General features: G+C 32.0%; 11 protein-coding genes. 1 reads left to right on the forward strand and 10 read right to left on the reverse strand.

Translation table 11 applies throughout. The features are described from left to right. Positions 1-109: 109 nt before the first annotated feature. The 3 genes from TD18_RS14740 to TD18_RS14745 form a co-directional block, all read right to left on the reverse strand. On the reverse strand, positions 110-1,720 hold the full coding sequence (locus TD18_RS14740) for a recombinase family protein (RefSeq protein ID WP_052461206.1): 1,611 nt from the start codon (positions 1,718-1,720) through the stop codon (positions 110-112). 5 nt (positions 1,721-1,725) lie between these two features. Continuing rightward, on the reverse strand, positions 1,726-1,878 hold the full coding sequence (locus TD18_RS17235) for a hypothetical protein (RefSeq protein ID WP_160289472.1): 153 nt from the start codon (positions 1,876-1,878) through the stop codon (positions 1,726-1,728). Between the two features lie 84 nt (positions 1,879-1,962). Next, positions 1,963-2,895: a hypothetical protein gene (locus tag TD18_RS14745; protein WP_040254140.1), complete on the reverse strand. Its 933-nt coding sequence runs from the start codon at positions 2,893-2,895 to the stop codon at positions 1,963-1,965. Positions 2,896-3,124: 229 nt separating this feature from the next. On the opposite strand from TD18_RS14745, the gene TD18_RS14750 reads away from it, so the two are divergent. Further along, complete coding sequence (locus tag TD18_RS14750; protein WP_040254141.1) at positions 3,125-3,640, forward strand: hypothetical protein; 516 nt, start codon at positions 3,125-3,127, stop codon at positions 3,638-3,640. Between the two features lie 16 nt (positions 3,641-3,656). Here the strand turns inward: TD18_RS14750 and TD18_RS14755 are convergent, their stop codons facing one another. From TD18_RS14755 to TD18_RS14785, 7 genes are all read right to left on the reverse strand, one after another. Next, positions 3,657-4,691, reverse strand: a complete 1,035-nt coding sequence (locus TD18_RS14755; RefSeq protein ID WP_040254143.1) for a tyrosine-type recombinase/integrase — start codon at positions 4,689-4,691, stop codon at positions 3,657-3,659. 196 nt (positions 4,692-4,887) lie between these two features. Continuing rightward, the gene (locus TD18_RS14760; protein WP_040254145.1) at positions 4,888-5,400 is read right to left on the reverse strand and encodes a hypothetical protein; all 513 of its coding nucleotides are present in this window, start codon (positions 5,398-5,400) and stop codon (positions 4,888-4,890) included. After that, positions 5,384-17,056: an RHS repeat-associated core domain-containing protein gene (locus TD18_RS14765; RefSeq protein WP_040254147.1), complete on the reverse strand. Its 11,673-nt coding sequence runs from the start codon at positions 17,054-17,056 to the stop codon at positions 5,384-5,386. The genes TD18_RS14760 and TD18_RS14765 overlap by 17 nt, the downstream gene beginning before the upstream one ends. Before the next feature lie 24 nt (positions 17,057-17,080). Then, entirely contained in the window at positions 17,081-17,788 is a 708-nt protein-coding gene (locus TD18_RS14770; RefSeq protein WP_040254149.1) for a hypothetical protein, read from the reverse strand. Then, entirely contained in the window at positions 17,781-19,580 is a 1,800-nt protein-coding gene (locus TD18_RS14775; RefSeq protein ID WP_040254150.1) for a hypothetical protein, read from the reverse strand. The genes TD18_RS14770 and TD18_RS14775 overlap by 8 nt, the downstream gene beginning before the upstream one ends. A 19-nt stretch (positions 19,581-19,599) precedes the next feature. Beyond that, positions 19,600-25,284, reverse strand: a complete 5,685-nt coding sequence (locus tag TD18_RS14780; protein WP_040254152.1) for a hypothetical protein — start codon at positions 25,282-25,284, stop codon at positions 19,600-19,602. 9 nt (positions 25,285-25,293) lie between these two features. Further along, positions 25,294-25,881, reverse strand: coding sequence for a hypothetical protein (locus TD18_RS14785; protein ID WP_040254154.1), 588 nt, complete (start codon positions 25,879-25,881; stop codon positions 25,294-25,296). Between the last annotated feature and the right edge of the window lie 17 nt (positions 25,882-25,898).

Genomic DNA, 25,898 nt, shown 5'->3' on the forward strand with positions numbered 1-25,898 from the left:
AACACTCAAATATAAGCATTAAAATTTAATATGTACGGCTATGTACGATTTTTGTACGGTAAATTTCTAGTTACTTCAATTTTATTCTATTATTTTAAATATAGTTGAATCATTTGTTATTACTGGGAATTATTGATTTGTTTGATTGTTTGATTGTTTTTGTTGAGGTTGTAAAAGTTGTAAAATAGACTATTTCAAGTCCCGTCTTCAGTACTAAGTGGGACAAATCATCTTTTTTTGGTTTGTCCCTTTTTTTATTTTCTTTCAAAACCTTGTTAATACTAGCAATTTTAAGAAGTATGGGATTAATATCTTCGGTTCGAACTTCATTATTTTCAAATTGGAATTTTTCAGGAAAAATCGAACCTAAAAGTTGTCTTTTTAGGTCTATGTTGCTGTCAATGAAATGTTTATCAAAAGATTCAAGTTTCTTAAGGCCATTTTTGTAGATGTTCAAAACGTCTTTTGATTTTTTAAAAGTTTCCTCGATTTGTTTGAGTTCATTCAGTCTTTTCTTTAATCGTCTTTTAGTATTTTGGTATTCTTCAGAATTGAAATCACCCTCCAAATAAAGATCTTGTAATTTGATTAGTTTTTTCTCTAAGGATTCTATTTCCTGATAATGTTTTGGGCTTAGGTTTTTGCATTTAGTTTGCTCTTTAAAACGATTTTCAATCATTTTAGAGAGTAATTCTTGAGCATTTTTATTTAGTGTAATTCCGCTAAGGAAGGAATTCATCCAAAGCTCAACATCCTCAGCTTTGTATCTGGTATTACAGGGTTTGTAACAGTGATAGTAAGAATAGTATTGAGTCCTGCCTTTAGAAGTACTTGCTTTAAGTGGTTTGTGACAACTAGGGCATAACACAAACCCTTTTAAAGGAAACTTTGTATTTACTTTTTTATGGTTAACCCTATATTGTTTTGAGTTATTATTAATAAGGTCCTGTACTTTGTCAAAAATAGCTTCAGAGACCAAGGGTTCATGTATCCCCTTAATGATTTGCTCAGGTTCATCCTGAAAAGCTTTAATATGTACAGAGCCTTTATACAAAGGATTTCTTACGATGCGTCCAAAAGCAGCCTTACTGGTTTTAAATCCTTTCGCTTTCAATTTGGTTAATACCTCTTTCTGGCTGTATAGTCCTTTACTTAGTAATTTAAAAGCTTCAGTTATATATTTAGCGTCATCATTGGGAACTAGAATCGGTTTGTTTTGATTATCACGTCCCATGGAATATCCTTTTGGAGGGGAAACTACATAGCGACCTTCTTTTAAAGCACGTCTCATGCCAGCAATAATATTAAGTGAGCGTCTATGGTTCTCAACCTCTGGCATTGAAAGATAAACTGCGAGCATTAGACCTTGTTCAGGGATAGATAGATCTAGAGGCTGTTCGATAGCATTGACAATGACCCCAAGTTCATTAAAGTCTTTTATTTTATTATAGGACTCGGAAGTATTCCTAGAAAACCGATCCCATTTAGTAAATAATAGTCCATCAACTTTGGAGGTATTCTTCTTTATAAAGCTAAAGAGTTTTTTAAATTCTGGACGATTGAAAGACTTTGCTGAATGGTCATCACGAAAAATAAAAACTACGTTCATATTATGGATTAAGCAATAATTCAATAGTTTCTGTTCTTGGTCTCTGAGAGAAAACCCTTTATCGGCTTGTTCATCAGTGGAAACCCTTACATATAGGACTACATTTTTCATGGTCTTTAAGAATTTTGTGGTAGGTTAAGATATATGATATTGGAGAATATATCTAACAGGGCAATGATTTCTGTAATTTCAGAATCTGTGTATGTATCAGCTCCGTTGTCATTCAGTATTTGTTTTGCCTCTTTGAATAAGCTTGATTTCTGGTCCATCTTTATTTGGATTGAAATCAGGCTTTGTTTTCAGGAACTGATTGGGTTCTACATTATAATTCATTTATTTTAATTGTTTTAGTGTTATTTTTTAATAAGGGTAATCTTATAATGGTCATTGGATCTAATATCGATCAGGAGCTTTGAGCCTTTCTTGATTTTATTCTTAAGAATATATTCAGCAAGTTGTATTCTGCTCTTATGTTGCTCGGTAACCTCAATGGTTTTGATGTCGCCCTCTTTAAATGCAATCTCAACAACCTTTGGTCTTTTAAATACAACGATATCCCTAATCTGCTTTTCTATACTTGAGAGATACTTTAGGTCCTTAACCTTTTTGTTGTCGAATTCTTGCAATAGTATTCGTGATAGTATTGGTACAATAGGTATACTTACCATTGGCTTTTGTAAATAGATACTACTTAAATCTAAAGTTAGATTCAAAGGCTGGTAATGAAACATGTACTGATTTGTCTCTGGTACGTAAAGGAAGTTATGGGGAAGCTCATTTCTATAGAAAGCAGATTTAACAATATCAGTAAATGGATTGATAATGGTTCTGAAATAATGCTCCATGAGCATTTCATTTTTTAAATGACTTTTAAGCTTATCAATTTCATGCTTTGGTAAATTGTTGGGATTATGATTAATATGATATTCAAAGACCTTGTCAGCAAACTTTTGTTCTCTAGGCTCTTGCCATACACTAAAGGCTAATTCTTCCAATTTATACAATGGGACTTTAAAATTGTATAACTCATTGATTATTGACACCCAGACAGCTTGTGCAAGGTTGAGTCTTATCCATTTAGCCTGTGGTTTGCTCATTTTGCTTGAAACAGAAGGAGCAGTTAAATGACTATTTTTATCTGGAGCTTGTTGTACAGGAACAAAGGGAACCAATTTTCCTCGTATCCAACTATTAATGTTTTTAGAACTAACCATTAATTGAGTAGGACTTATGTTTCTTTCCTCGAATAAAGCGTTGCCAATTTCTTCGATGGTTTCTGTGGTCATTATATTAATTGAATTAAAAAAGTAGATGTTTCAAATATAACAAAAAAGAATTAATGGATTATAATTAAATAAAAAATATTACTTTTGAAATATAATTATGCTAAACAACTAAATTGCAACATTATAAATATAACAGGTGTAATATAATAATTAAGAATACCTCAAGTATTCCAAGCGTTTACTTAGAGTATAACATCGGTATACCTAGACTAATAAATTTAAAATGACTATGGAAAACACTATAGATACAAACAAAAATGTCACACTTAGTTTTAAAACTACTGCAGAAGAAAAAACGGCATTGCAACAAATCGCAAACGAAAAGCAAATTTCAAGATCTGAACTTATAGCTAGTTTAGTTCATGCATTTAAACACAATTATGATTACATTGGAAAAACATCTCCAAAGGAAGAAGAACTCAAATCAAAACTAGAAATATCAAACAAACAAAACAGAAAATTAACTCTAGCATTAGAAAATGCTGAGAACAGAATAGAGTTCGTACAAAAAGCAAATAGAAATTATGTCAAAGAACAGCTTGAGATGAACAAGACTATTTTTACTGTACAAGATGAATTAAACCAAAAATTTAATGAGATTAAAAAATTGAACGATTTAATAGATAGTCTTCGATCACAAAATCAAGAAAATAATAATTCTTCATTGCTTTATACTTCTTTAAGTTCATCTGTTTTGGCCGGACTTACATTAATTTTTTTTCCAGTACTTTTCAAAAACAATTAATAATTTAAAGGTATTACTAATAGTTTTCCAGTTTCTGATGTACTTTATCAATTTCTTTGTCTATATAAGCTTGAGCATAATGAACATAACGATTAAACGAACTACTACTGTGGCTATGACCACTAATTTTTCTGACTAGATGTTCTGGCATTCCTAAAATGAGGAGGGTAGTGATGGCTGTTCTTCGCATCATATGCGAGCTCATTTTATCACAAAATCGTAATTGTTTACCATTAAGTTGCTTGGTTTTGCCTTGACGTTCTCTTGACATTTCAATAGCATCAATAAAACCAGCTTGTTCTCCTATATGTTTAAGACTCCGATTAAATATAAATAAAGTTACCTTTTTAAAGAGTAATGTTTTAGTGGATTTTGATTTATATTTTTTATATATTTCTACTGCATAGTTTGGGAGCTTAATAAAACTATAAGTTTTCGTTTTTTGTGATTTTACTTTTAAGTACCAATCACCATTTTGAGCATCAAAGTTTTTATTTGTGAGTTTAAATATATCTGAATATCTCAAGCCAGTAGTGCAGCCAAAAACGAACACATCTTTAATGCGTTTCATTGCAGGTGATAAACTATTGTGAAAGGCTTCATCATGGATTAAAAACTTTAATTGCTCAGGTGATAAAACGAGAATATCAACAGCTTCTTTGCGTACATAGAATAGTTGATGAAAGTCTCCGGTGTTGAGGTTTTTATCTCTTTTTAAGTAATTAAAAAACGTTTTAATTTGTTTGATATTTGCGCCTACATAATTATCATAACAACCTTTTTTATAGAGAAACTCGGTAAATTTTTTATAGAATTTTTTCCAGTAGTTCTTCTCAGAGAGACGTTCTCGTTTGTTAAGCTTTGAAGCATCGCATATACGAAGTTCAAAACCTGTTGTCTCAACAAAGAGCTCAAGATTGTTAAATGTGTATTTATAATTACTAATAGAGCCTTTGGTAATTTTCTCACCATTCTTTTTTAGGCGTTTACCGGTCTCACTATCTCTAATAAATTGTTTGAAGAGAGGGATGAGTGGTAAATGTTTTTTCATATATAAAAGTCTACAGCAATTTTTTAAATAATTTGCTTAGAGCAAATCTAGGGTATTATTTTAAAATTTAATTTTATTTTAAATAACCTTTGCTTGTATATATAAGTTCTATTTTTTAATTCTCGCTGAAAAATAAATTCTGTAAAGATTGAAATTAACTTGCTTTACTAGGTTTAAGCTAAATTTTTCATAAAAATTATTTTATTAGCATGGGTTTGCAATTTTCATTTATTGTTCCATGATAAATTTCAAGATATCTAGATTCTTGATCTTCCCATAATAAAATAAAATTATTTTTAGATGAGTTTATAAATAAATCATAGAAGTAATAGTCTTTTTCCTTATAAAATTCAGTTATTTTATCCAAAAACTTATCAAGTTTTATTTCTACAAAGATATGATTAATTACGCTCTGTCTTTCTATAAAAAGACTTGAACTCGTTTTAAACTCAATTTCGATTGTCAATTTTATTTGTTTTATTATTTCCTCGAAACTAGAATTTTTATAATAGATTTTTTTAAAGGCTTTGCTGGAAGTAGGTACTAAATCCCATATTTGTCGTGTTGGGAAATCCCAATCTGTTGAATAACTTATGAAGCCAATGTCAAACTGTTTCCTATAAAAAGACTTTATTTGTTCTAAATCTTTCTGCTTTTTAGCTTTTAACTTTAACTCTTCAATTCTATTTAATCTAGTCGAACCATGCATGATTTACTTCTTCTATTTTTTTATATCTATTAGTTTGGAAATATTTAGCAGCTGCGTCAGCTCCATTGCCTATTGCATTAGCATCTTTTGGAACTCCTATATGAAAATGATTTTTCCCATCTTTAATATGATTAACAATAACTTTATAACCATCATCAGTTTTATACAGCCAAAACTTGCCGTGGTCGGTAGCTGACTCACTGTAAACATAGTTTGGTAATCCTTTTTTAGTTTTATCAGCTCCAACTGTCCATTGTTTTACAGGTTTTTGACTTTTAGGCAATTTAAGAATAATTCTTTTCAAATATGCTTTTGCTAGGCCTCTAGAATTAAAAAGAAAGTTTGCCCCCAATTTATAGCCTTTGCCAACTGCATAAACAGAACCTGCTTTTTTAGATGGACCACCTATATACCATGGAACTTCAAGAGCTACTGGTTCTTTGGAGAAATAATAGCTCAGCTTGCCAATCATATATCCATCTTCATCTACTGGTATGCCATAGACTCCTTCTCCTCCTTTTATCTCAACGACTTTATCATTTGTGATATCAATATATCTTTGTCTAGTATTACCGGTAAGTAATTTATTTAATAGAGATTTTTCTTCTCTTGGTAAAAGAATTTGACCATTTTCATAATCTAATTGTGTATACTCATAATCTTCCTTTGAATACCATCCTTTTTCTGTATAATCTGTTCCTTCGTGCCACCACCAAGTTTTAATTGGTCTTTGTCCCATATACAACTCACCTTCGGTTGAAGAAATTTGACCCTCTTCAGTTCCATCTTGTTCAGGTTTAGGGCAAGTTGTACAATTTCCATGAGGGTCTGACAATTTTATTGGGCTATTATCAAAACCATTATAGGGGCTTTGATTTGGGAAATTCTCCATTTCTGGATCTAAACTTAACCATCTTCCTATTCTAGAATCATATTGTCTAAAATATGATGTATAACTATTCCCTCCACCTTTTATTTCATCATCAGCTTCCATTCCATTGAACCCATAACGATAGTTCCCTTCTGAGTCGTGGCGTTTTGGCATTAGCATTCCAAAAGGATAGTAATCATTGTATGCAAATACATCTGGCACAAATGTTCCAAAAAGGTCTATTTGATTTGTATCATGGGCAATACCTGTAACATCTGCAATTATTAAATTACTTATTGTAAACTCCTCTGTTTGAGTAAAACTTTCATCTACATAAATTAACAATACATATGTTCCACTTTGATTAGTTGTAAATTGAGTTCCGATAGTAGTTGATTCTAATACAGTTTGCGTATATATAGGATCTCCTGAAGGATCTAAAATTTCAAAAACTAAATTAGCCATAAAATTCTCTTTACCAATATCCATCTGAACAGAATAGGTGAGACCTGAATCTAATACGTATTTGCCATAAGCACCAGATTCTGGCTCATGACATTTAACATGTAATGTATGTTCATCTACTGAAAGACTAGATTTATTATAAGGATTCCAATAATCCTTGAATGATTTACTTCCGTACCACTCTTTTCCTATATTAAATGCTGGAAGTTTTCTATCTGATATTACAGAAATTACATTTCCTAAATGATTTGAAAGTTCATATCGTTTGTCTCCTACAAGATTATAGTGATAAGACATATTAATTGGTCCAGGTACATTTGGATTAAGGTCTTCAGCATCTAAAAAGTCCGGGTGACCATCACCGTCTTCGTCATCATCAATAGGGTTATTGTTAAAGTTATCGTCCTCCTCCTGAGTTATATAACCATCATTATCATCATCAATATCTAAAAAATTTGGATCTCCATCTCCATCAGTATCTAAGAGATATTCATCTCCAGGAAATGTGTTTTCAAATGCTGTTGGTACTGTATCATTATCGTCATCAGTATCTAAATAGTTTAGAGCTCCATCTCCATCAAAATCTTGACCATCTAAGTATTCGTCTATTGTTAAAACAGTATCATCATCGTCATCATTATCTAAATAGTTAGGTATTTCATCGCCATCAAAATCTACTGCATCTGATGGTTCATTATCATCATTAGGATCTGCGTTTTCATTTTGAGTTGGAATACTGTCACCATCATCATCTGGATCTAGATAATTTGGAACCCAATTATTATCAGTATCGTCATTCAGTACAGAACCATTTTGATCTGCATCCTCATATTTCGTTAAAATACCATCATTATCATCATCTTCATCCATCCAATTAGCGATACCATCTCCGTCAGTATCGTAAACATCATTAACACCATCATTATTATTGTCTACAAAAACTGGAACATTTGGGTCATCCTGGTCTAAGTAGTTAAGTATACCATCGCCATCTTCATCTTGAGAGGGGTCTACTCCGGAATTTCCATCTTCATATACATCTAGAACAGTATCATTATCGTAATCATTATCTACTCCACAACCGCCTTCGATCCATAAACTTTCATTCAAATTTGTTAAAATTAACTCAACTGTATTACTATTGAACTCATCACTTGGATTTTGTTCTTTTAATTCAAAATTAAAGTTTCTGCTAACACCATCAAAATTGTATGACAAATTGCACATTCTGAAGTTATTGTTTGATATATGACTTCCAAATTGTGATAATATATTGGATTGTTCACTAACCATTGAAAGTGAATTGTCACTAGTTGAAAATTGATTTCCATTAAGAGATAAATTAACTATTAGCTCATTTGAAGGTGTAACTTCTACGGTATAAAAAATATCCTGTAAACTATCAATACTAGAAATAGTAACGTCATTAGGATTAGTTAACGTAAATGTTGTTAATATAGATGGAGATACCTGATTATTGACCAATTTTAATATTGGTAAGTATCTAAAATCTGTTCCGTCTGAATTTCTTTCCAAATACAAGAATATCTTGTTTAAACCTTGGCTAGGAGTACCAAATGGAGATTCTCCTAATTCTAGAATTAACTCTTCAGTATTTATTTGAAAGTTGTTTAATGGACTTATTATTGTATTAAAGGAAAACGTATTAGATGTATTTAAATTGATGTCTAATAAATTATCTATAATACTTCCGGTAGAATTATCTGTCTCGTTAAAGCTATATGCGCAGTTTTCACATAATAATGTATTACTTTGATCAATTATATTTTGTTGTTGAGATCTAAACTTCTTTAATTCTTTATCTGTATAATTTAAGGTAGCTAATAAATTCTCTTTTCTTTTGGCTGCGTATTCTTGTAAACCTAGTCTAGAACTTCCATAGATATTATGTTCTTTTAATGAATATCTTGTATTCCAATTTAAAAAATTATTACTTGGAAAGCTATTTAAATTATTAACAGCAAGTGGATTCCCTTGAGCATCCCTTAAATAATATGTTGTGGTAGAATTACCTCCTTTTTTTACTTCCGTTTTGGATAACCTATTACCTAGACCATCATATGTGAATTTTATATCTTTGTTTCCTCCAATAGCCTTAACCTTTCCAGATACTGTCCAAGCTATTTTAAGCTGTTCTGAATCATCGTAAACTAGTTGCCCTATGGCATCGTAAACATAATTTTCAGAATTTTGTTCATCGATATCTATATCGAAATTGCTTGGATTAGCAGTTTCCTTAATATGCTTTAATTGATTTGTGTTGTCATATAATTCATAATTTTCGAAATTATCCATATTGACACCAAACGCATCTCTACGCAATGTTTTTATATTGCCATTTTTATCGTAGGTGTATTGCGTGTCATATCCAGCATTATTGGTATCAAAATTATTATTAGAATTTAGCTCCATAATAGTTTGATTATAGCTTGAGCTAATTCTGTTCAATTGATCGTACTTATATAGATTTGAAAGTGAACTTAATTTTTCTTCATTTAATCCACGCAAAGAGGTTACCATTTGCTTTATATTCCCATTGTAAAGATTTCTATTTGATATTTCCATGAAACCTGTTAAGTTTGACACTCTTGCTCCTTCATTTGCTTCATAATCACCATTATAGTATCTCAAGCTAAAACCAAAAGCATCTTTTGCTACTTTAAAGTGATCTCCATAATAACCATCATTACCCATATCATCTTCAGCATCTATTTTTTCTGAATTAACACCTTTAAGCCAGCCTTGAATTGTATAAGCATAATCTAAACCTTGCACTTTTTTATTACCAATTAGCACTCTTGCCAGTGGACCATGTTTATAATAATCATATTCAGCTTCATTTTCCCAAATTATACCATCCTTTGATGTTTTAACTTGAGTAATTCTATTATCAGCATCATAAAAATACTGATGTATAAACTGATCTTTATAGCCTTTTTGATAAAAGACTTTATTTACATTACCACTAATCAGATCATACTCATAACTGACTTTTTTTAGGTTTTGCCACATCATTTCTAGTCTAGGATCTTTAATATCAGTAACAAGTTCCTTGACATTTCCATGAATATCATAACTATAAAACAAACCATTATCATAATTAGTGATTTGAAAAGGATCAGGGTAATTTTCGTAATACAACACAGCTGTAACCCGATTGCGATTATTAAATTTATTATAATCTTCAAATACAGGTAGGATATTAGTTATGCTCTGTGTATCATAAGTTGTAAGAGTAACTTCTTCACGCACTTTAGAAATATTATTTGGAAAGCTAAACTCATTAACATCATTAACCAAATTACCATTAGACGTGTAAATAAGTCGGCCTTCATTATTAATCTCATAATAATTGTTAGGTACTTTTAATTGTCCTGCTTCATTAATTCTGCCTAAATCATCGTAAGAGGTATAGCTGAAACTTTCTAAGGTTTTCCAAGTATTTACTATTTTTATATTTCTAATGGCTTTAGGTTGTATACCATTAAAAGCACAATCGAATCGCAAAGGTGAGGTTGGATCTACATCTGTCATTAAGTGGACAAAATTATTGTCAACGTAAAATTTTATATGTCCACTAATTCTTTCTATTCTTAATTTTTGACCAACTTGCCATTGATCAACTGTTTGTGGTGTTCCAAAATCGTCATAACCAACTAATTTTTGTGCACTACCTGGTGATTGATAAAGTCTATAGTCAATATCTTCAGCTGTTGTATCATTATCCGAATACGATAGACCAACTGCAATGTCCATATTCATGGATGCAGGACTTAACAATTCCCATTCGATGTATCCATTATCATATATTAATTCTTGTGAAGAAGCTCCCGCAACCCATGGACCAGAAACAATTGATTCAATATCATTCCCAGAAGTTGAAACACCAATTTTATTTACAAAGGTTGGGTACTCGACAACCTCTTGAAAGAATCCATTTACAGGAATTGCTTGTTTAGCATTTTGGGACATTACAATACGACCAAGTTTGTCATAGGCAAAACGCGTTTCTCCTCCATCAGGAGTATTTTGATATACTAATTGGTTCAACGAATTATACTTGTATCTTGTTTTTAAACTGTGTATAGGATTAACACTATTATTAGTTGACATCCCATCATTAAATCGTAGATTATTAATCTGATTATGGTCAGCAGAATTTAATCTGTACACACCTTTAGGCGGAACCGTTTGCATTAAATTGCCTGCCTGGTCATAATAATAAAGTGTGTATTGATATTCTTTATCATCATAACTTAGATCTAAATTTTCTACCAATGAATTCATTGCGGCATTTAGATATTCGTTTCTAAAATATTCTCTTTGCTCTTCAAGATATTGTTCATACAAATCATTTTGATAAGTATTCTGTAGATTTGTTAAGAAGGATTCACAATCATCCACTACATCAATCTCTGGTGTATTAATCTGAAGTGTTGCTCTAGGACAAACTCCAGACATATCGATATATTCTTCAGCAACAAAGTTTAAGAAATTTAAAGGTACTGATACTTCAGTAGTTGGTTCTGGCCCACCATTTACAATATCAGAATGATAATCTACGTAATCTTGATAATCTAATAAGTAATTAGCATATTGTTGAATTGCATCAGCAGTGCTTGGATGGCCATAACCAAGATCGTGACTGGTAAAATTTGGGAATTCGATATAGTATGCGTTATTAATTCCAGGATTACTTGGGTCTCTGGCATTCATAACACTTGAAACATACAATTCGTAGTGTTCTATTGAGTACTTATAGTTAAGCTCACAAAATTTATCTTCATCTAACCATTCATAATCACGAAGATCGAGACCTGGAATCAAATCACTATAGTTTGTTATATTTGAATCATTTCCTAAACCACTTTCATAAATATCCCAGGCTTCATTACAACTGGTTGTAGGAGGAATTATAGGAGTACAAGGATTACATGGGTCTGTACTTGATACTTCTGTAGATTGATTAAAGACTTCATTATAACTGTTTGTTAAAAATGTAGTTAACTCAGGGAAGTCATGAGTAACAGTTGGTTCATAGCTTAATTTTGGATGACTTTCATCTAAATCTGTTAAATTAAATGCAAAATAATCAGAATTTAGTGTAGTATTTGTAATTCCATTATATTCTATAGGCGTATCGCCAATTAAAAGCTCTATAAATTCGTAAGGCGTCCAGTTGTGTTCATAAGGATCCCAATTCTCAACATCTTCAAAGTATGCACTCCTGTTTGACATTGGTGGAACTACATTGCTTGGTATTCTAGGAATTATAAAAAATACCTTTTTGATTAAAGGATTATTCTTGAAGCTATTATAGCTTTGAATTACCCCATTTATATCATATACTTTATCTGAAAGTAAAACAAAATACATTACATCTATTGGCTCTGTTATATTTGATGGAATATTTTCGATGATATTTCTGAATGTATTATTGTAGTTGTCATTTTGACTTTGCATGATATAACCTCCATGAGTTGAATCCTCTGTGACGTCAACTTGTGGTTGTCTTCGTAATTCATTAGTGGAAATATTCATAATATAAGAATCATAACCACCAATAAAATTTGTTAAGTTTCTCTCAACTTTCACAAAAGGATTACTAGCTTGATCATGAAAAGATGTAAATAGCACATTATCTTGATATATATTATCAACAAAGTCGGCAATCCCTTGAATTAAATCATGTCTTTGTCCTTGATCAACTGGTGAATCAGTATATGTTGTACTATGGTTTGGAGTCCAATTATCTCCTTTGTCAGGAGCTAAAATAGTCATTCCAATATGTCTAATTTCGCACTCACCTGCTACTGGAATAAAATCGTACTCATCATTGCCTGCTTGACTACCATCTGTGCCACAATTTGCGACATTAGCACATGATGACCCTGAAAATACTACCTCTCTAATGTTATCGGGATCTCCAGATAAGCTTACCTTAGCTAAGAATGTAAATGTTTGTTGTCCTTGGGTAGTTCCTGTATAAACAAAATCAAGTATATTAGTAATACTCCATTGAACACCATAATCTAACCAGTTATAATTCGTATCATCTGAATCTGTGTCATTGATATAGATAGCACAGGTTTCATCATCACCATTAGTGCTAATATCATCTGTGTCATAATCATCTCCAATTCTAATTGCTAAATCTCCTGAGTTTGCTGCAGAGGCACCATTCGTGTAAATTTTTATACCACCATTTGTAGATCCTAAAAGAGGCTGATCGTCATTATCTTCTATAGTAACCGTTCCGCCTAATGCAGTATATAGATCAGGAGTAAGGTATTGAACATTATTGTATGCCGTTTGATTTCCACTACCATTTTCTATTGGGAAAGCATCATTTTTATTAACATCTGCAAAAAAACCTTTAATGAAATATAGCATATCAACAGCAGTTGGACATAAACCTGTAAACTGCCAATAATCATAATCATTACTATCAATAAGATTGTTTAAAGCGTCTGGATTGCCTGAATCTTCACCAAGAACTACATCAAAAGGTAAATAGCGTCTAGATTTAATTTCATAAGCATTTCCATTATTGTAACAAACTCCTGTAGTAACTGTGTTAATATAGAAAGACTCGATTATGTCAGTCACTAATTGACTTGGATAATTATTAATTACAGCAAAAGGGTTACTGTTCAGGTTTTCGATACAACTATTATTAAATCCATTTTGCTCTGCAAAAATATTAGAGAAAATATAGATGACTTTTTCTTTCATGCTTAAATAAGTAGCTCTATATGATGCCCAGTAGGCTTCTTCTTCTTCAGGAGTTAAGTCAGTCATTATATCACCAATAGAGTCTGGTGCTTCACATTCAAATAAGGTTATATCTCCACAATTGTATAATCTATATGCGTGTTGCCACATTGGTAATCCTAATCCATCGAGATCATGCTCTAAAGCATATTTCATTAACGCATTTCTAGCATCTTTCTCGTTGTTAAAATCATAAGTTGATCCATCAAGAGTTATAGTATTGCTCCCTGTGTTATTACTATCAATGGTTGTTATACCATAAAAAGCATCCTGCTCTACATTGTAAGTTATATTAAAAAATGGGTCTATTAAGAGCAAAGCCAAAGGGTCATCGAGAATTGCTTCTAAACTACTATCATTTAAAATATCTGCAGCACTTAATGATTTAATATAGTCATCAAAAGCTGTAGAACTTAATTGTATTGGGTTACTAGTGTTGTCACCAAGATTTGTACATATTGCTTTGAAGTAAGATGAATATCCCACTTCTGGATGGTAAAACAGTAACGAATGTGCCCATTTATCGTTCCAAACGTTAATAAAATCTTCTTCTTTTGCTAAGTGGTGTGGTCTAACTTTTTTGCCTTCATCATTTATAAGATGGTATTCTTGATCTACTCTAGGGATACCACCAATTAAATAATCGTCTATAAACTCGACATCAACTTCAAGGGAATAAATATAATCACCATTATCAACAACAAACTCTCCATTTTCATCTACTTCCACTTTAACATCCACATAGGCCTCTTCTAAAAATGCATCATCATTATAATAAATAGTTGGGGCTCCAGATAAATCTTTTGGATGTTTCCATATAGGGAGTTCTAAACTGCTGTCATAAGAAGGTAAAAAAGAATTGCCAGAACTAACACAGGTTTCATCATTAACATTATTACAGCCATAAAAGATACTGAATTGATCTTCTATTGCTTCCATTTGACCACTACTATTTTCTTGCTCATAAATGGCGTATTGTTCACCAGGTTTAAAATCCTGTAATAAACGCAATGTGGCTATATCACAATTATCTGTATAAGTATAAGTGCCTGAATCGTCTTCTTCATTGTATTCATCAAGTAAGTCACAACTAATGATTTTATTATCATAAATGGCAATAAAAGCTTCCATGTATTGATCTTCTTTTTCCGAAGTAAGTACAGGTAAATTATTTGCGACTAAATGCTGGTTTATAACATCAATTTCATCCACAGCATAAGCTGTCGCATTAGCATAAGCTCTTAATGTGATACAATCTTGTTCAGTAATTTTACAGCTGTCGTCAATTAGGTGTAATTCAAAATAGGCTTTAGGTAAAATACAATCGCTTAACATATAGTCTTCAAGATACTCATTGAAAATATCCTCGTTAACAGTTAAAGTTTTATTTATGGTGTAGTTACCTTGTTTTAAAAGACCTTGAGTTGTAGTTATCGTTTTAGAATACTCGTCAGTTTGGTTTGTAGTAGAGGGTTCATTAGTACCTATAATAGTGTTTACTATTGAAGAAGGGCTTCCTGAATTTAAATCTGTTGATATTTCATCACCGCATTCATTTAAAATACTAAGATTTAAATTATAAACAAATGGATAATAAGTATCACAAAGTAAAACATCGCTGATTTTTGCCTTATAGGAAAGTATAAATTGATCATTATCATTGATTGCGAAATGATTTCCAGTATATCGTAAACCATCCAAAAAGGGATTAAATGCTTGCGAATTAAATCTTTCATTTCTATCTATGTCAGTATCTGGATCATCACTATTAATTTTAGATAACAAGTCTATAGAGGCCATTGTTTGAGGGTTGCTGATAGCCTCAGATAACGCTTCTAAATTGTTTGGTGAATTTCCTGTTAATGCTGTTGCAATTGTCCTACCTTGAGGATCTAGATAACTAAGACTAATTTGTCCATTTGGATCTATAACCGTATTTTTTTTATAAAATCTACTAAACCCAACTTTGTATCCAAAAAGTCTATTTAATTCTGGCTGGTTAGGAGTTCCATAGTAATACTTCATTTCATGCCCACTACCAAGTTGATGATTATTCCCTACACCAGACTTTCGTTTGATACGGCCAGTATTATCATCAGTATATTGGATTTGAGAAAATGGATAATTATTTGCATGAGGCACAAAATAATCTTTAGGCTCTGTTTTAAGGTCAAGATTATCTGAATAGTACAAGCTAGCTCCAGAAATATCACTCATCCCTGAAGTACTAACACCCAAATCACAATCTAATGAATTGGGATCGGACCAATCAAAATCATAATGTGTATAAATTTCGTTATTGAGATTAAGGTTAAACTTCTCATGAAATTGTAAAGCTGAGATTTTAGTTGGTGATGGTAGCACTTCAATGGCAGCACGACCTTGATTATCATAGATAACTTCGCCAACAATAGCTGAATTGTCAGTATTTATTTTAGTAACTGTTTGTCTATTTCGAAGCGTGCCATCGAAATAACTTACAACTTCTTTCTTTTTTCCATCTTCAGCAAAAGATGCTTGGAATTGCCAGTTTTTATTATTTTCATGACTAAAGGTTGGAAAGTGGTCATTCCAATCTGAAACTTTTGTTTCTTCATCAATAGGACTGCTAGTCCATTCTCCAAAGTATAATTTTGAGGTATTTGTAAAGTCAAGATTCCCAGAATAATCATCTGCTCTGAACCCAACAGCTCTTATTCTATATACTAGATAGCCATTAGCGTATACAAGTGGTATTCTGTATGATGTATTCTCAATCCGTACTCTTGTACTGTTATTTTCAAAAGTTCTAAGGCTTAAGTTAATATCAGACTCATCAAGCGCTTGACTACCAACATTGGTAGGATAATTATCAATCCATGTCCATTCTAAATCATAGTATTTAGCACCTGTTATTGGATTCCAGTTAAATTCCACTTCTTTAGCTTCTGATGATGAAGTGTTTGAAACTTCAAACTCTCCATTTTCATTATAATTAAAGAATTTAGTAGTAATGTTTGGAAGTACTGTTGACAAACGTCTGTATCTATTTGACAAAAATCTTAGTTCTAAGTAAACATTCCCAGGGTTTGAAATGTTGATAGGGTTATTAGTATTCCTATCAATTATGGTAATGTCTTCAACATATATTTTAAGCCCTTGAGCATTATTAAACCGTTTTAAGTCTAAATCTTTGAAATTACCCACATTACCAAATGGGCTATATTCAATTTTTAAGACTTCACTAGTTGCAGGGTTTTCAGTGTTTGTAATTAAGTTTAGAGTATTCACTTTTAATTTAATCTCATAAGTAAACCAAATGGAAGGGTTGATTACAACATCATCTAAAATTCCAACTCTTACTTCAATTGCTGGTTTTTCAACAACACTATTAGGATTTGTAAAACTAGGATCCTCTATTGTTCTCATTAAACCTTCAATTAAATTAGAAGGCTGTATTACATCAGAGAGCTCTTCAGACTGCGCATTAAGAGTTGTTGTGATCAACAAAATGAGGATAAAAATCAGTGGAAAATTACGTTTCATACTATGGTAATGATTTACTAATGGTTACTGAACAAAGACCTTATATGTTTTTAAGGGCTCAGATGGCACATAATTATTATTCTTTACTTGGATATACTTTTCTAAATTAAATAGACTTTCATCTATTTTAGGATCTTTCTGAAAGTTAGTTTCTACAATTTCAAATCGTTCATTTTTAGTATTTTCCATTTCTGGATTTAATTTCTTTTCCATAGAAGAACTAAAAAAGTAAACTTGTTTGGTTACCGCATAATTATTTTTTGAAATAAAAAAAATAATTTTGGAGTATGGCGAAATATTTCTAGGATCACTTAAAACACACTTCCAGCTATTGGTCATATCAATGACCTTATTTGAATTGAAATTCTTAATTAATGCAAGAAATGGAACCTGTTCATTAAGTGATGTTTCAAAATTGTTTTGTTCTTTAGAGAAAATCATAGCTTTTTGAATATGATTTACTTTAAGGCTAAATGTTTTTGAAAACAGGAATTCGGTCTCTTTTAGTTTAAAGTAATAGTTTTGACCACTTTTTATGAGTTCTCCATTGAGCTCTTCCTTTTTAACTTCTGAAATACTATCTGTATATACTGTATAACGTAAGGTTTTTTTAAAATTTGAAACTTTATCATATTGTGCTTTAGCAAGGTTAATAATGCTGTCTAAATTTTGAGAATAGCAGCTAAAGCTAATAACAAGTACACAAATATTTATAAATAGCGTCTTAATCATTTTCAATCTTTTTTGTACTTGATCTAGTTTCTTGAATGGTCATTACACCTTTTTCAGTTTCTTTCTTAACCCTAACTAAACCACCTTCATTATCATACTCATAAAACGTTGCAAAATTGTTTTCGTCTAGTTCTGCCATGAGTCTGTAATTTTCATTGTCATAAACAAAAGATTTCATGTTGCCATTAAATGGATGGACTCTAACATCATCAAAATATGCAGGATATCCTCCATCGTTGATTAAGTTTAAGTTAAAGTAAACAGCATGCGGAGGAATTTTAAAAGACCCAACAATACGTTGCCAGCCTTCAATAATTTCTCCAGAAGGGTAGAAGTTTTCAGAACCTATGAAGGTATTGGAACCAGTAGAATAGGTTACTTGAACAAAAGAATTATTATAAGATAGAACTTGTTCTAACTTCTCTTCTTTAACCCAAGCGCTTAACCAATATTTTTTGTTGCTTAGAGGTCTAAAAGAGTAACAATCTTCACATGTTTCATTAGTTTGCCCACAATCCTCAACATCTATGTAGAGGCTTTGACTACAATTAAGACCTGTTGTACCAGTACTTGGAGGGCCGTAGGTAACTTTGTAATATCCTGTTTGAGTATATTGAAATTGAGCAGGATTATTAGTATTTGTATTTATAAGTACGCCATTATTATCATAAAAAGACCACAAATAATCTGTATAATGGGTATCACTTACAAAAGTAACAGTATCATTCACACAGATATTATTTGAAGAAGCCGATATATCCGTTGTATTAGTACTGCAAGAGGCTTCAAAGTAAGCATATCCAAAATGACCTCCATAACCACAATCTGCTACTTCAGCTACAATTTTTACTTCATCTCCAAGATTAACAAAATCTAATAAATTAATAATGCTTTTAGACCAATCCTTTTTTAAAACACCACCAACAGAGTCAAATTCAAATGTATTTTCGTCACCAAAAATTAAATATTCAGAACATTCAATTTTTTGTCCTTGAAATTCCAAAAAAACAGTGAAATAAGGCTTATGATGTGATTGAATATCCCCAAGATTATTTAGGTTGTTTGTATTGCAATCAATATCATAAACTATATGATCACAAACACCAATGTCTTGAAATACTAATGCAAATCGATATTCAAAAACACTGTTTGAATTATCCACAATAAATGATTGCTCTATCCTATTGACATTATAGTCTAAACAACTATTACCTAACTTTACTGCATAATTACCTTCAATATTGCCTAAATCAATTCCATAAAGATCAGTTTGTCCAATTTGCCTCTCTTGTATTTCGAATTCTAAAGCAGACAAAGGTTCTCCCGAATCATCGCCACAGTCCAAATCTTCCATAATAGAGTTATCGCAAATGACTAGACTAATATCATCTATATCGTCATAAATGACATCGTATCCGTTTTCAATAGTATAGCCTTTATATACGCCTGTTCTTCGACACCAACCATTAAAGTTATTGTCTTCAAAACCCATATTAGTACATGAGGGCTGTAAGTTTGTGGGTATTAATAAATTGTTTTCATTGCCAATACTATTATAGCGTTTTATGTAGTAACTTCTCATTTTTGCTACTAATGCTTGAACATCAGAAGAGTTAGAATTTTCCTGAGAATATAATGCAGTATAATAAGCGCTATCAAAGTTAAGTTCGCTATCTGTTGGTGCTTGTTGTCCAAAACTTATTTGAACGATACCTATAACAAGTATTAGTAATACATTAGTGGTTTTCATATTTTGAACTCTTGATTTATATGCAGATCCTATTTTTATCATATCGTTTTATAAATAATCATTAGTTTCCATTTGGATTAGTTTCTTCAGGACAATCTTTTATTCTTACCTCTAATACTGCCGCATTATTTGGATTAACCTTCAGACTATTTCTGCCTGAGTGAGAGTTTAAGCCACTTATTTCACTATTAGTATTAGTAATTGAACTCTTTATTTTAAAATGTTCATTATCACAATCAGAAGTATTATCCTCAAATCCATCGAAGCCTATTTCTCTATATTGACCATTTGATGTGACAGCTACTGGTAATTTATAGTTATAACCATACTGAGCAGAAGAATAACGGTCTAAAGCATCTTTGTTTTCTAATTCAGCTCCATATGGATTATATAATGACACCCGAGACGCAAATGTCCATTTACTATCGGTTTCGGTTATAGAAGGATTAATATACCATTGAAGGTTAGTATTATCCAACTTATAAAATGGATCAAACTCCATGAAAAAGCCTGCTTTTCTAGGATTATAACCTAGATTACTATTCAAGTTTAAATTATCGTCATTATCATCATCATTATATCTTCCCGTCAAGAAAGCAAATGATTCGTTAGCCCTCCATTCATTTTTGATATTATATAAATAAGGATTGTAAGCTTCATCTCCTTCGTACACAAATTCAAGTATTCCCTGATCGTTATATTTCATTTTAGGAAGATTACACTCACATGGAGCAGGCCATGTGTCGGAATATCTGATAGCTGATGCATTAATTATCCTTTGATCGTTCCATGTTGAAGGTGTAGCTATAAAAGATGTTTCATTTAAGTCATTATAGTTATCATCATCAACACCATCAATATTGATAGGATTTTTCATTAAAGTGACGCTTCCCATACTTGCTGTCTGCAAGTTTTTATATCCAGACTTAATTACCTTAATGCGTTCAGCGTTATTGAAGAATAAACCATTCTCATCAATAAGCGAAAATGAATTACCATTTAATGCTGTAACCCAACACCTTGAACTACTTAATGCACTTTTAGCCAATACTTCGTCTCCATCAATCAAGTAATTTGAAGCATTATTTACCGAGTACAAGTTGTTGCTTGGTGAGTTTAAAAGAAGACTAATCCCTAAATTATTTGATGCAGATGACATGGCTTTATAATGCCAATATGCTGGGTAACTAAAGTTGTAATACCTATCATTTTTGTATTCATTATCTGTTTCAGTTAAAATCACTTGACCTGTTTCTGCATCCCAAGCTAAGTTTTTAGTTGTTACCACCGCTCCTAAATCTGTTGCCTTTTTCTCAACCATAATTCCAGTTTTATGAATTACCTTCGTTGTTGTGGCCATTTTGAGCTCTGTAGTATGTATAGAAATTAGTGGTGTAACACTTGCACTAAAAAATGGGAATAGACCATAAATTGTACCTCCAAGATTAACATCTGCCCCATAACTTTTCAAACTACTTTTAGAATTTCTAAAATCATTAACTACATTATAATCTACACCTATTGTACGTTCCTCAACTTTGCCTTCTTTATCGATTGTTAAGAGGTTGTTGTCTAAATTATTATTGACATCCATATCATATAGGTATTCTACTTTAGAGACAGGATCGTTTGGCATAGATTCTCTATAGATAGTCTGACTCCACTGTTTTCCATCCATGTCATTGGTGGTAATTGAAAATCCTTGTGACATAGACAATGCTTTTTCAGTATAAACATTTATACCCAAGATTGATGCAATTATAGACACTCCGCCTGGAGGAAAATTTACAGGATGTGGTCCATCTAAAGTTGTATGCTTTGTAATTGTAGGATAGTCTTTAGACGTATAAAAAACATTTACAACTTTACCAGTACCATTGTTACCAATTTCAAGTGTTGTATCTCCACCATTATTTGTATGCGTCCCTCTTTGTAGGTTTGAAACAGTTACTTGACCATAGGTTATTTTAGCAGAAGGGAAGAATGATACGCCAAAAGGCTTTTCAGTGTAACCTTGTTCTTCTGGTGCTAGAAGCTTGTCGTCATTTACACCATCAAAAAACGGTTCTATGTATGGGTTTTCTTTGCTTCCAAAAGGCTCGAAAGTTGCAACACCACTAGAACTTCCGTCTATATAATCATAATCGTATTCTTGTCCATAAGACATTCTGTAAAGATGTTCGTTATCAGGATTGCTAGCACTAACCATTGTATCCCATTGGTCAAACATTTCTACTTTGGTAACTTTAAGTCCCCCTCCAATTTTATCTGTAGGACTTTGTAGTCTTATCCACGACTTTGTATTACTGAATAATTGTGCACAACCTCTATTTTTGAGTTCTGTATTAGGACCAACAAAAAGGGAATACATTTGTCCAATTTTATTGACAATATTCCAAGCCACGTCCATGACTCCTAGATTTTGTTCATACTCAGTACCTTCATAAACCACATTATTTAAATACTGTCTTCCAAAATACCAACCCGCTTTAGCGATTGGGTGCACTCCATCTGGAGTCATATAACTTTTGTTTAAGTGAGTATAACTTACAGGAATGGCTGCGAAAATTTTATTATTAGATACGAATACATTAAATTTCTCCTCAATTTCTAAACTATTATCTATCTTGAAATAACCTTCAACAAAATCATATCTGCTATTATTACCTCTATCCATATTTAGTAAAAACCTAAAGTAGATAGGGTCATTTATAATCTCAGAGAGAAAATTTTCTTGAAAAGTTGTTGGAGAAATTGGTGTATCAGGAGCAGATAAAAGCTCAGGATTCGTATCATCTCCAAGCTCTATGTACAAATATTTATTATGATTATTATTATCGTACAGTTTATTACTGTAAGGAGAAGAAGGAGTTAATGAGGATCCTGCACCTCTTACTTTAAACATCTGCATAGCATTTCTTTCCTGCACATGAGTGTAATCATCAGCTTCATAAGCTAATTCTATTTTACCACCTGATGGTAAATTTATTGATCTCATGGTCCAAACTGCAGCATTTTTATTTGCTTCTTCACTATCTTGATTAACATAAGCATATTCGGAATTTGTTGGCTCGCTATTATAATAATGTCCTCCAACTGGACTCTTATAATTTCCCCATAAATCAGAACCTTTAATATGATAGTTTGGATTTGAATCTGGATTACCTTCATCATAGTTGAACGTATATGGTGTAAATTTCCCCATATTTGATCCTCTATATGTAAAATACACCTTCTTTAAAGTAAGTTTGCCATCTTCAACAGTACTCGTTGTACTTGCGTTGTAGTTAATGTTGTTAGGAAGGTCTTGGCATAAAGAGTAATTATAGTCAAAATGAGCCACCTTAATTGCTGTTTTCATACAGATCGATTCTGGTAAATCATCAAAATCAGAAACGCCTTCCATTAGCTTATTATATTCTGGTTTGGAATATAGATAGATCTTATTGATTTTATACATAGCTGTTTCAGTAGATCGTCCACCATCTTCATCTATAACACCATAACCGTCCTCTCTTTCCACAAGATCAAATATGGCAACATGAGTTTTAGTTTCAATCTTATTTACATAAAACAATTCTTTTTCTCCATATATATAATTTCCCATATCATCACCTTGTAATGAGTAGAGTCCTTTATTTGCTGTTGCTGCATAACGTTCAAATGGAACTCTCCATTTATAAGGCCTTGCATTAGGATCTAAATCTGCGTCTGAAGTACCGTGGTCTTCATAATAAAATTTAGTATAGCTACCTAGATCATCATCAGTTGGTCCATCTCCTAAAATATCTTCATAATCTGAAGACAAAACCTCTGTGAGTAAATATGTATGGGCATAAGCAGGTGTAGTAACCCTGTTAAAATAATGATCTGTACCATTAGTGTTACCTGACCCAAAATCAAAAATATTCCCTGGTGAATTATCTGAACTTGAATATTTAACTAAATGATCACCGTATTGAGCATTTGGGCTATAATCTGATTTTCCTGAGGCGTTAAATGTCACTTCTTTTTTTGTAATATTATAAGCTGGCTGTCCAAAAACATAAGTACTTCCATCTGGCTGTGTAATTCTTGTTAAGGTATTATGGTGATTTTTTGCATTTGTATGAACTTTAGGTTTAAAGTCTTCTTCATAATTTAGGTATAGTTTATCTGCATCTACTTTAGACAATGATTGGATTGATTTATTTCTAATTAGTCTTTGAGACCTATTTACTCCATTAGAAGGAATGCTAATTGCAGTAGTTAATTCTTGGTTTCCAGAATAGTATGTGCTAGCTGTAGTTTTTTTGGAAGTATTAGCCCCGTGAAGCCCAATTCTAATTGGTGATTCTCCACCAAGATAATTCCATAACAAGTTGTCATTATCTACATTAAGCTCGCCAATAGATTTATAAAATACCTTTTCGTAATCAGGTGAGTTGTTATTTGATTGCAAGAAATTGTATCTTGCTTGATTAGTAATTCCAGTCCATACCCCTGTAGATGAATTTGAAGGAGAGTACGCAAATTCTACATTACCATGAGCAACATTCACAACACCAACTTCATAGCCCAAGTTACCGTCTCTACTAATGTCCTTAACATACTTATCATAAACATATCCTACTTGACTTCGATAAGGTTGGTACATTCCAGAAACACCTTGACCATTAATGGAATACAAGTCATACGTATAGTTCGTTATCGGTAAAACTGAAGTGTGCTCATTGACAATACGGTCATTTTGACGATTAAAGTCTAAAATGTCATTGTCTGTAGCATGTTCGGTAAAGTTAAAACCATATGCTTTTTCTGTTTTATTTCGTTCTTCGAGTGCTAATGATTGTTTAGAAGCATAAGCATACAGTTCAAGTTGTCCTTCAACACCAAAGATTTCAGCACCAAAAGCAGCATTCCCCTTAATATTCTCATTGACCATTCTATTTCTTTTAGTTGGTGTATAAGAAGTAGTTAAAAAGGTTTTACTTGCAGAACTTCCTCCATTTAAAACACCTCCAACTCCAATTCTCTTATCTTCCTTGTATAAAGAAGGAGAGATTGATAGCGATGTAATCCCTTGTCTAGAATTAAATGTAGCACCAAGTGAACTCCCTAAATTAAATTTTTTGCTACCAAACTTTAGTTTGTTAAGACTAACTCTAGGTGAAATTGACACACCACTATTACTTGAAGATGTTAAATCAACTCCAATGGTTGTATTATCTGACATTTTTAATGAAACACCAGTAGTTGAAGAATGTGACCATCCAGAGTAGTTATTGTGCTCAATACCAAGTCCAACATTAACAGACACAGGAATATCAACTCCCCAAAAAGCAGGATGAAACATAACATGACCACCAACAGTTCGGTTAGGCTTGAGTTTGTTTTCATATTTCATTTGGTCTCCTTTAAAATCATCTGGAAGACCTCTAACTTGTCGATTAATCTGACCAACATTAAGGTTCCAGCCCAAACCTACCCATGACGCTTCTTGGTCCATCGTTACACCTGAAGCATAAGATAAATTTAATGGGTATCCACCTACATCCATTATAGGGATATTATAAGAGAAGTCTCCTGAGGTAAGATTTACCATATCTGAAGTGCCTATTGGAGCAAAAGAATTAAATTCTGGTTGGGAAGGACCTCCAGTTAATGCATACAAATTACTAGGCTGAATAGTAGTTATCACTAGCTGGATTGCTAAATAACAAGCTATAATTTTTGAGCATTTACTTGTTTTAATAGTATGAATCATAATTCGTAATTATAGTTTTAAAGGTGTTTCGTCAAAATTGAACTTAATAATACCATTACCAAAAATTTGATCGTTGTATATCAATTTTATAGTATCGTCTGGATCTATATTGTTGAAATAGAGTAGCGCTCTTTTAAATGGTGCTACTTTAAAATTACGTTCAAAATTTACTCCTGAGCATTTGATTGTATCACTAGAAGATGTTACAATAAAAAAATCTTTTTCAATTTGAAACGCCATATACTTTACCGCATCTTCGTAAGGTTTTTTAGTGAATTTTTGATCTAGTAAATCTTCTTTATCACTATGTTGAAATTCTATTTCAAGAATACGTTCTTTTGCGTTTCGCTTATAAATAGAATCGATTTTATTTAAATCGTTTCTGCCTATTTCCTTCAGGATATAATATTGCAAGGGCACTTCAGTAGCTGTGTAATTAATATCATTAATGAAGTGCGTAATTTGTTTTGATTTCCAGCCTTGTTGCTCGAAGTTAAATAGTTTTGTATCTGTAAGTGTAGACCTGTTTTCAGAATTATTACAACCCACAAAGAAGGTTGTTATAAAAAAAGCATAAAGAAGAGAGTACTTCTTCATATAGAGTTAAGTGGTTG

The organism is Psychroserpens mesophilus (assembly GCF_000826645.1).
Lineage (GTDB): Bacteria > Bacteroidota > Bacteroidia > Flavobacteriales > Flavobacteriaceae > Psychroserpens > Psychroserpens mesophilus.